Source organism: Actinomadura rubrisoli (assembly GCF_004349215.1).
Taxonomy (GTDB): domain Bacteria; phylum Actinomycetota; class Actinomycetes; order Streptosporangiales; family Streptosporangiaceae; genus Spirillospora; species Spirillospora rubrisoli.
This window is the reverse complement of record NZ_SMKU01000377.1, coordinates 1-8,686: the sequence shown is the minus strand read 5'-3', so window position 1 is coordinate 8,686 and position 8,686 is coordinate 1. Positions and strand designations below refer to the sequence as shown.

Genomic DNA, 8,686 nt, shown 5'->3' with positions numbered 1-8,686 from the left:
CTCGACCGGCAGGCTCAGGTCGGGCTTCGGGGGCGGGAACACGCCCGCCCAGGGCAGGGCGCGGGTCGCCAGCACGTAGGTGACGGCGAGCAGCACCGCGCCCGCCGCGACGAACAGGCCCCCGTAGAGCAGGGTGAGCCGCAGCCGGATCGTCCATCGCAGGGCCATCGCTCAGATCCTGTAGCCGGCCTGGGGCACCGTCTCCACCACGGGCGGGTCGCCGAGCTTGCGCCGCAGCCGGCTGACCGTCACCTTCACGGTGCCGGTGAACGGATCGGCGGCCTCGTCCCACGCCCGCTCCAGCAGCTCCTCGGCGGACACGACGTGGCCGCCGGCGCCCATCAGCAGCTCCAGCACGGCGAACTCCTTCGGGCTGAGGTCCAGCCGGCGCCCGGCCCGCGACGCCGTCCGCCGCCCGGGGTCCAGCCTCAGGTCGCCGCTGACCAGGACCGCCGGGACGGCCGGGCCCGCCCGCCGCCCGAGCGCGCGGACGCGGGCCACCAGCTCGGCGAACGCGAACGGCTTGGGCAGGTAGTCGTCGGCGCCGCAGCCGAGCAGCCCGTCCACCCGGTCCTCGATCGTCCCGGCGGCGGTGAGCATCAGCACCCGCGCCGTCCCGCCGTCCGAGGCCAGGGAGCGGCAGACCTCGTCCCCGTGGACGACGGGCAGGTCGCGGTCGAGGACGACGACGTCGTACCGGTTGACCGACGCGCGCTCCAGCGCGGCGGCCCCGTCCCCCGCGACGTCCACCGCGAGCCCTTCGCGGCGCAGCCCGGCCGCGACCGTCTCGGCCAGCTCTCGGTGGTCCTCGACCAGCAGCACCCGCATCCGTCCGCCCCTTTCACCGGTTTGCGCCCCAGCATCCCGCGCGGGCGGTTACAGCAGCGTGAAGGCGGCTGTTCCCGCCCTGTAACCGGCCAGGCGGTTGAGTTCGTCGCAACGGCGGCCGCCGGCCGCCCTGACGAACGGAGCACCATGCGCATCACACCGACCCGCCGCGCGGCACTCGTCGCGGTCGCCGCGACCGGCCTCGCCGGTCTAGGCACCGCGGCCGCGGCCGCACCGGACCGGCACCCGTCCGCCGTCCGAGCCGTGACCACCGACGAAGCCAAGGCGTTCACCGCCTGCATGCGCACGCACGGCATGCCCGACTTCCCGGGACTCACCGTCTCCGGCGACGGCCGCCTCAACCTGAACGGCAAGGCGAACGTGCTCTCGGAGCCGTACCAGAAGGCCGCGCGCGCCTGCGCCCGCCTGCTGCCGAAGGGCAGTGCGCTCCCCCCGGCGCCTGAGCCGCCGACCGTCTCCCCGCCCGCCGTCCCGTCTTCGGGCGACATCCGGCCGCCGAAGCCCACGCCGCCCTCCATGCCGGGCTAAGACCGGGCTAAGACGGTACTCAGCCGGGCACCGGGGTCGGCCGTCATTCGCGGGCGAAGGCGCGGAGGCCGGGGAGGTCGACGACCGTGATGCGGCGCCAGCCGGTGCGGATCAGGCCCTCGCGGCGCAGGCCGTTCAGGGCGCGGGCGACGGTCTCCCTGGAGGCGTCCATCCAGCTTCCGAGCTCCTCCTGGGACAGCGGCGGGCCGATCTCGATGCTGCCGTCGGCGGCGGGCGCGGTGTGGTGCGCCGACAACTCGGCGAGGTCGGCCAGCAGCTGCGCGAGCCGCTGCGTGCCCCGGCTGGTGACGTGGGCCTTCAGCCGCCGGTCGGAGTCGTCCAGTCGCTGGATGAAGGTGCCGCTGACCAGCATCCACACCTCCGGGTGGGCGTCCAGGAAGCCGGTGAAGCGCGCGGCGGGGACGACGAGGGCCCGGATGGGCGACAGGGCGGTCACCGTGGCCGAGCGGGTGCGGCCGCCGAGGACGGCGCTCTCGGCGAGCAGGTCGCCGGGGCCGCGCACGGCGAGCACGACGTCGTGGCCGTCCTCGGTGGCCGAGGTCACCTTGGCCCAGCCCCGCTCGATGATGATCACATGGTCGGACTCGTCGCCCTGGTACACCAGCGGCGCCTTCACCGGGAAGTGCCGGGGGCGCGCGGCGGACCGCAGGGCGGCCTGCTGCCCGTGGTCGAGCGCGGCCCAGAACCCCGGACGCGGAGAGGACGGCGCGTACTGCGTCACCAGCTCCTCCTTAGCGTCAACTGCCGGGTTATCCGAACGGTAAACCGGTCAGGCCGACAAGGGGAAGCCGGACGGCGAGTGGTCCCGAGCACTATGAACGGCCAGGTGCGGCCCGTCGCGTCCCCGCTAGACCCCGCTCGGCAGGGTCTCCAGTTCACCGAGGCGGGCCGCCTCCAGGTGCAGCGGCTGCAACGCGGACGTGGTCCGGAACCAGCACAGGGCGTCGTACCGGTCGGCGACCCGCGTCGGGACGTACTGGCGCCCGTCGCGGTCGGGGTCGTACACCACGCCTATGGCGCGGTGCCCGAGCCGCTCGGTGTACCAGGACGGCTCGCCCTGCTCGTGCGGCATCACGAACAGCGCGCGGCGCAGGTCCGACTCGGCCAGCAGCGCCTCCAGGGACCCGGCGCGCGGCGGCGGGACGTCCATCACCTCCATGCGGGCGCCCCAGCTCGGCGCGGCGATCACCTGGCCCGGCCCGCCCGCGAACCCGACGAGCACGACCCGCTCCTGGCCGTGCCGCTCCCGCGCGAGCCGGCCGAGGTTGACCATGCCCGCCTCGTCCATGGAGGTGGCGCGCGCGTCGCCGACATGCGAGTTGTGGGCCCACACGACCGCCTTGCCGTCGTGGAGGTCCATCAGGCGGTCGAGGGTGTCGGCCATGTGCACGTCCCGGACGTTCCACGACTCCGGGCCGCCGCCGATCATGGCGCGGTAGTAGCGCTCGGCGCCCGCCGCGACCTCGGCGTTCTGCCGGGCGTCGAACTCCGCGGCGGGGTCCCCGGTCCCGCCGGACGGGGACGGGGCGCGCAGCCGGGTCAGCAGCGCCAGGATCTCCTCCGTGCACCCCTCCGGGACCAGGGCCGTGTTCCACCCGTACGCCTGCGGGTCCTCGCCGTGGGGCTCGAAGCAGCGGTAGGCCGCGAGCGCCGTCTCCAGGTACTCGGGACGGTGCTCCGACAGGTAGATGACGACGGCCCTCAGCGACTCCCACAGGCTGTACACGTCCAGCCCGTAGAAGCCCGCCCGCCGGTGCGGCGGGAGGGCCTCGTTGCGGTCGCGCAGCCAGCGGCAGAACCGCACGGTCTCCTCGTTGGCCCACATCCAGGTCGGCCAGCGCTCGTAGGCGTCCAGGGCCTCGCGCGGGTCCGCGGGCGCGCCGGGCGCCAGCGTGACCGAGCGCCCGACGCGCCGGCAGTCCGGCCAGTCGCCCTCCACGGCGACGAACGAGAACCCGTGCTCGGCGATGAGCCGCCTGGTCATCGCCGCCCGCCACGCGTAGTACTCGTGCGTGCCGTGGCTCGCCTCGCCCAGCAGCACGCACCGGGCGTCCCCGACCCGCTCCAGGAGCGGGTCGAGGTCCTCCTCGTACTCCAGCGGGAGGGCGGCGCCGAGCACGTCGTCGGCATGGCTCACCGCGCGCCCGGTGTCGCCCTCGCGGCTTCCTGACTCTGGCATCGGCGTTCCCCCATTCCGGTCCTCCTCCACGGGTTCCCCGGAATCGGGATTCGATTCGGCCGGCTTCGCCGGCGGGAACCGGCTCGGCCCCGTCCGCCGGCCGGGCACCCGCCGCTGGTCGGCCGGTGCCCGCCGCCGGTCAGTCGGAGCGGTCGATGCCGGTGGCGGCGGCCCGGTAGGCGCTCGGGGTGACGCCGTACGCGGCCCGGAAGGCGCGGCTGAACGCGGCGGCGTCCGGCAGGCCCCAGCGGCCCGCGATCGCGCCGATCCGCTGCGTGGCGAGGAACGGGTCGCGCAGCTCCCGGCGGCAGTGCTCCAGGCGGCGGGAGCGCACGTACCGGGCGACGGTGGTGCCCTTCGGCTGGAACACCCGGTACAGCTGCCGGACGGAGATGTGGTGCGCCTCGGCGATCGCGGCCGGGGACAGGGCGGGGTCGTGCAGCCGCGCCTCGATCCAGTCGACGATGGCGCGCAGCATCTCCGCGGCGTCCGGGGACGGCGCCGGCGCCGTCCCCAGCCACTCGCTCGCCGCGCCCGTCACCAGCTCGACGATCGCGCCGCCGAGGTGGTGGGCGTACGGCTCGTCCGCCGTGCCGCCGTCCTCGGCGATGGCCGAGAGCAGTGAGGTCACGAGGCGGCCGGTGCGGGCCCGCTCGGTGAGCAGGGTACCGCCGAGCGCGGCCAGCCGGTCGACCGAGAGCGGCACCGCCCAGTGCGGGATCACGACGGTGAAGATGTGGTGGGCGTCGAAGTTGATCTCGACCGGGCGGGTGAGGTCGTAGAACACCACGTCCCCCGCACCGACCCTGACCTGCCGGTCGTTCTGCCGGAGGACGCAGGAGCCCCGCAGGACCAGGCCGAGCTTGTAGCACTCACGGGTGTCGCGGGCGATCTGCCGGGGGCTGCGCCGGACGGCGTGCGCCGGGGCGCGGACCTCACCGGCCTCGACGGCCCCGAGGGTGCGGCAGACGAGCCGCGCTGCGAACGGCCCGCGGCCGGCCGGCTGCAGGTGGAAGGGCCCGAAGGCCGAGCTGATCAGATGGCGCCAGTAGTCCGCCTGCTGGGCGGCGGGGTGGCCCGACGTGCTCACGAGCGTGGGCATAGCGCTCCTTGCGCTAGTGCGGACAAGACTCCCGGACGCCACCCGCAAGGCTTCTACGCCACGTCAGGAAGGTCAATGAGCGAGTAAGCACGACGTGCGGCCCATGTTTTGGCACCTGGCGCCAAAATTACGGCAGGCAGGGCCAAGACCCCCCGTCCGAGCCCGGCTTATACATATCGCGACAAACTCGCTGGGAGCGCCCCCAACCTCGAGACCCGCCGAGAGGAATCCCCGCCATGCCAGAGGACGAGCAGGAACAGGGCGGCATCAGCCGCAAGAACTTCATCGCGGCTGTCGGCATCGGCGCGCTGGCCGTGCCCGCCGTCGTGTCCTCCGCCTCCCCCGCCCAGGCAACACAGCCGTCGGGATCGCCCCTGGGGCCCAGGCTTCTGGAGCCGACCCCCAAGTGCACCGACGGAGACGATGAGCAGACTCCGAACCAGACGGAGGGGCCGTACTTCAAGCCAGGGTCACCCGAGCGCGCGAACCTGGTCACGCCCGGCATGCCGGGCACCAAGCTCACGGTGTCCGGGATCGTCTACTCCAGGTCGTGCAAGCCGATCGCTCGGGCACTGCTCGACTTCTGGCAGTGCGACAACGGCGGCATCTACGACAACAGCGGCTACACGCTGCGCGGTCACCAGTACACCGATGCCGCCGGGAAGTTCACCCTGCAGACGATCGTGCCGGGCCTCTACCCGGGCCGTACCCGCCACATCCACGTCAAGGCGCAGGCCCCCGGCCAGAGGATCCTCACCACGCAGCTCTACTTCCCCGGTGAGCCGCGCAACCAGACGGACACCATCTACGACCCGAGGTTGCTGATGAAGATGGGCACCGACCAGAACGGCCGCACCGGCGCGTTCGACTTCGTGCTCATGGTTCCGTAACGCTCCCACGGAACTTCCGTCCCCGCCGGGCCGCCCGAAGCGGCCCGGCGGGGATGCCGCGCGTCCGGGACCGGAACCCACACGTGACGCGAATCCCCCACGAAACGGCAAAGGAACGGATAGTCTCCCAGCGATCACCTTTGGTCGGGTAAGGAAAACTGGAGCACACTCCGCATGAGCGCTGCCAACCGGGCACAAGTCATCACACGGTGGGGAGCCATCGCCTTCATGGCGGCCGCGGTCCTGACCGCGACCGCGGGCGGGTTCGCCCAGTCGTACGCGGGGCTCTACCACTGGGCGCTGGAGCACGGCCTGCGCGGCTGGAAGGCCGAGTCGTTCCCGCTGCTGGTCGACCTGTTCATCATCGTGGGCGAGCTGGGCCTGTTCCTGCTGGCCGTCGACGCCTTCGTGCTGCACCGCCGGCACCTGATGAGCTGGCTCGACTTCTCCCTGCCGCTGACCATCGCCCTCGCGGGCTGGACGGCGAGCCTCATCTTCAACGTCGGCCACGTCGGCAACCGGACGTTCTCCTACCAGGCGACGGCCGCCGTACCGCCGATCGTGTCGATGCTGGGCCTGTTCGTCCTGCTGCGGACGCTGCACCGCTACGTCTCGCGCGAGGCGGAGATGCGGGAGAACGCGCCCAAGCAGCCCGATCCGCAGAACCGGGCCATCGCCGGGCCGGTCACCCTGCAGCAGATCACGCTGATGCCGCTGCGGAACACGGGCCCGTTCCCGCAGATCCAGGTCCCCGGCCACTCCGGGAAGGCGATCGAGTCGGGCTCCGCGGACGCGGAGTCCGGGACGTCCGCCGAACGCGAGACCGAGCCCGCGACGTCCGAGCCCGCGCCCTCCGAGCCCGCGGCGTCCGCGGCCCGCGCCGAGTCCGGTGCCGATCCCGCCCCCGCACCGGCGTCCGCGGCGCGCGCCGAGGCCGAGCGTCCGGTGCCCGAGCCGGTCCCGGAGCCGGAACCGGAGCTGGCCGTCGTCAGCGCCGCCACCCGCGGCAGCCTCAACGGCCGCAGCACCTACGCGCCCATCGCCGAGGACCCGGCCCCCGCGCCCGCGCCGGAGACGAACACCGAGAACCTGCGCGCCATCGTCATCGACATCCTGGAGCGCCGGCACGGCGACGTGGCCGCGACGCTGGCCGAGGTCAGGGCCGAGGGCTACACCTGCGACGAGGCCGACATCCAGCGGATCAGCGACAACCACTGGTTCCCGTACGCGGTGTACCGGCTGCTGGCCAAGCACCACGGCGACGGCGACCTGGTCGCCCAGGAGCTCATCTCGCGGGGCATCCTCTTCGACCAGTCCGCGCTGGACGACCTCGTCCGCTCCTGGCGCGTCTGACCTCCGGCGGGCTCCGCGGCCGGGCCCCGCGGCCGGGGGTCATCCGTCCCGGGCCGAGGGGCCGGACTCCGCCGTATCGAGGCGATCACGCTCTGCCGCGTGCGACGCTGGGCTCATCCCATTGCCGCATCAGCGATGCCGGGAGAGCAGATGAAGACCCATCTCGCCGCCGTGGCCGCCGCCGCCTCGATCGCCGGGGCCGTCGCCGGGTACCTGATCGCCCCCTCGCCCGGGGACGCCTCCGCCCGCCCCGCCGCCGCCCTGGCGGGCGGCACCCTGCACGTCGCGCTCAACATGCCGGCCGGGGACCGCGCCAAAGCGGCCCGGCTCGGCTACAACCTGTTCGACGCCGACCCCGACGAGGACGACATCGCCGCCCTGCCCAAGGGCGGCCGGGCCCTGCTGTGGGTCGGCAACACCACCTGCGGCGACTTCGAGATCCCCACGCTCTCCGCGTTCGCCGAGACCGTGAAGCGGTTCGCCCGCGACGAGCGCGTCTACGGCTGGTACCTGTCGGACGAGCCGAACCCGGACGAGTGCCCCTGGATCGTCGCCAAGATCCGGCAGCGCGCGGACATCGTCCACCGGTACGCGCCGGGGCAGAAGGCGTTCGCCTCGCTGACCGACTGGCCGATGCGGCCGCTGGAGCCGTCCGCCACGCATCTGGACCTCATCGGCCTGGACCCCTACCCCTGCCGCACGGACGCGGCGGGCTGCGACCTGAAGGCCATCGACACGATGGTCCGCCAGGCCGACCGCGCCGGGTTCCCCCGGCGGATGATCGTCCCGGTGTTCCAGACGTTCGGGCAGTCGTGCAACGACGGCGAGCGGAACTGGCGGCTGCCGAGCGCCGCGCAGCTGCGCTCCATCCTGAACCGGTGGGACCGGCTCGTCCCGTCCCCCGCGTTCGACATCAGCTACTCGTGGGGCCACCAGGACGAGTGGGCCTGCCCGACGCTCGCCGACGCCGACGGCAGGGGCGGACTTCCCGACCTCCAGTCCGTCATGAAGGCGCACAACCTGCGGCGCACGGGCCCGGGGCGGGCCGTGCCGACGCGGGCGCCGTCGCGGGACCCGGCACCGGACCCGGCGCCCTCGGCTGGCCCGCCGGACGCCGCGTCCCCGTGCCCGACGCCGCAGAGCACCGGGACGCCATAGGGGATCGGCAGGTCAGATCGCGCGCAGCGGGCGCACCGGGCGGCAGGGGCCGTCCCGGCGGCCGTCCGCAGCGCGCGGCCCTGCGCCGTGCGCGGCCGTGCGCGGCGCGCGGGCGGGCCGGATGAACGCGTCCGTCCCGGTTCTGGGATCCTGCTGCTCACGCGGACGAGAGGACGAGATGCACGGGACGACGCGACACCGCCTGGCACCCGACGACGAGCGGCTTCTGGCGTTCTGGCGGGAACGGCACCTGTGCACGCTGGTCACGGTGCGGCCGGACGGCACACCGCACGCGGTGCCGGTGGGGGCCGTGCTGGACGCGGGGGCCGGGATCGTCCGGGTGATCACCTCGGGCGGGTCGGCGAAGGCGCGGCACGTCCGGCAGGCGGGCCCGGCCGGGCTGCCGGTCGCCGTCGGCCAGGTGGACGGCCGCCGCTGGGCGACCGTCGAGGGCCGGGCCGTCCTGCGGACCGACGCGGACGCCGTCGCCGACGCGGAGCGCCGGTACGCCGAGCGGTACAAGCCGCCGCGCCCGAACCCGCGGCGGGTCGTCATCGAGATCGCGATCCGCCGGGTCCTGGGCAATGTCTGAGCCCGCCGCCCCCG

The 8,686-nt window shown here is 73.9% G+C and carries 9 protein-coding genes; 5 read left to right on the top strand and 4 right to left on the bottom strand.

The genetic code is table 11. The annotated features are described in order from the left end of the window. Positions 1 to 171: 171 nt before the first annotated feature. Positions 172 to 828, bottom strand: coding sequence for a response regulator transcription factor (locus E1298_RS40090; RefSeq protein ID WP_131902617.1), 657 nt, complete (start codon positions 826 to 828; stop codon positions 172 to 174). Between the two features lie 147 nt (positions 829 to 975). Between E1298_RS40090 and E1298_RS40085 the strand changes: the two genes are divergently transcribed. Then, positions 976 to 1,377, top strand: coding sequence for a hypothetical protein (locus E1298_RS40085; protein ID WP_131902616.1), 402 nt, complete (start codon positions 976 to 978; stop codon positions 1,375 to 1,377). Between the two features lie 43 nt (positions 1,378 to 1,420). Here the strand turns inward: E1298_RS40085 and E1298_RS40080 are convergent, their stop codons facing one another. From E1298_RS40080 to E1298_RS40070, 3 genes are all read right to left on the bottom strand, one after another. Further along, entirely contained in the window at positions 1,421 to 2,119 is a 699-nt protein-coding gene (locus E1298_RS40080; RefSeq protein ID WP_243726116.1) for a Crp/Fnr family transcriptional regulator, read from the bottom strand. A gap of 126 nt (positions 2,120 to 2,245) precedes the next feature. Next, on the bottom strand, positions 2,246 to 3,577 hold the full coding sequence (locus tag E1298_RS40075) for an erythromycin esterase family protein (RefSeq protein WP_131902614.1): 1,332 nt from the start codon (positions 3,575 to 3,577) through the stop codon (positions 2,246 to 2,248). 139 nt (positions 3,578 to 3,716) lie between these two features. After that, positions 3,717 to 4,679: an AraC-like ligand-binding domain-containing protein gene (locus tag E1298_RS40070; RefSeq protein WP_131902613.1), complete on the bottom strand. Its 963-nt coding sequence runs from the start codon at positions 4,677 to 4,679 to the stop codon at positions 3,717 to 3,719. Positions 4,680 to 4,915: 236 nt separating this feature from the next. On the opposite strand from E1298_RS40070, the gene E1298_RS40065 reads away from it, so the two are divergent. From E1298_RS40065 to E1298_RS40050, 4 genes are all read left to right on the top strand, one after another. Next, positions 4,916 to 5,569 (top strand): dioxygenase family protein, encoded by a 654-nt coding sequence (locus E1298_RS40065; protein WP_131902612.1) that lies wholly within the window; start codon positions 4,916 to 4,918, stop codon positions 5,567 to 5,569. A 174-nt stretch (positions 5,570 to 5,743) separates the two neighbouring features. Next, positions 5,744 to 6,922, top strand: a complete 1,179-nt coding sequence (locus tag E1298_RS40060; RefSeq protein ID WP_131902611.1) for a DUF2637 domain-containing protein — start codon at positions 5,744 to 5,746, stop codon at positions 6,920 to 6,922. A 150-nt stretch (positions 6,923 to 7,072) separates the two neighbouring features. Beyond that, positions 7,073 to 8,080: a hypothetical protein gene (locus E1298_RS40055; protein ID WP_131902610.1), complete on the top strand. Its 1,008-nt coding sequence runs from the start codon at positions 7,073 to 7,075 to the stop codon at positions 8,078 to 8,080. A 178-nt stretch (positions 8,081 to 8,258) separates the two neighbouring features. After that, positions 8,259 to 8,672, top strand: a complete 414-nt coding sequence (locus tag E1298_RS40050; RefSeq protein ID WP_131902609.1) for a pyridoxamine 5'-phosphate oxidase family protein — start codon at positions 8,259 to 8,261, stop codon at positions 8,670 to 8,672. The last annotated feature ends 14 nt before the right edge of the window (positions 8,673 to 8,686 follow it).

Bases quoted from the DNA above. Each gene is read 5' to 3' on its own strand.
- E1298_RS40090 (WP_131902617.1), bottom strand. From the start codon at position 828: ATGCGGGTGCTGCTGGTCGAGGACCACCGAGAGCTGGCCGAGACGGTC.
- E1298_RS40085 (WP_131902616.1), top strand. From the start codon at position 976: ATGCGCATCACACCGACCCGCCGCGCGGCACTCGTCGCGGTCGCCGCG.
- E1298_RS40075 (WP_131902614.1), bottom strand. From the start codon at position 3,577: ATGCCAGAGTCAGGAAGCCGCGAGGGCGACACCGGGCGCGCGGTGAGC.
- E1298_RS40070 (WP_131902613.1), bottom strand. From the start codon at position 4,679: ATGCCCACGCTCGTGAGCACGTCGGGCCACCCCGCCGCCCAGCAGGCG.
- E1298_RS40065 (WP_131902612.1), top strand. From the start codon at position 4,916: ATGCCAGAGGACGAGCAGGAACAGGGCGGCATCAGCCGCAAGAACTTC.
- E1298_RS40060 (WP_131902611.1), top strand. From the start codon at position 5,744: ATGAGCGCTGCCAACCGGGCACAAGTCATCACACGGTGGGGAGCCATC.
- E1298_RS40055 (WP_131902610.1), top strand. From the start codon at position 7,073: ATGAAGACCCATCTCGCCGCCGTGGCCGCCGCCGCCTCGATCGCCGGG.
- E1298_RS40050 (WP_131902609.1), top strand. From the start codon at position 8,259: ATGCACGGGACGACGCGACACCGCCTGGCACCCGACGACGAGCGGCTT.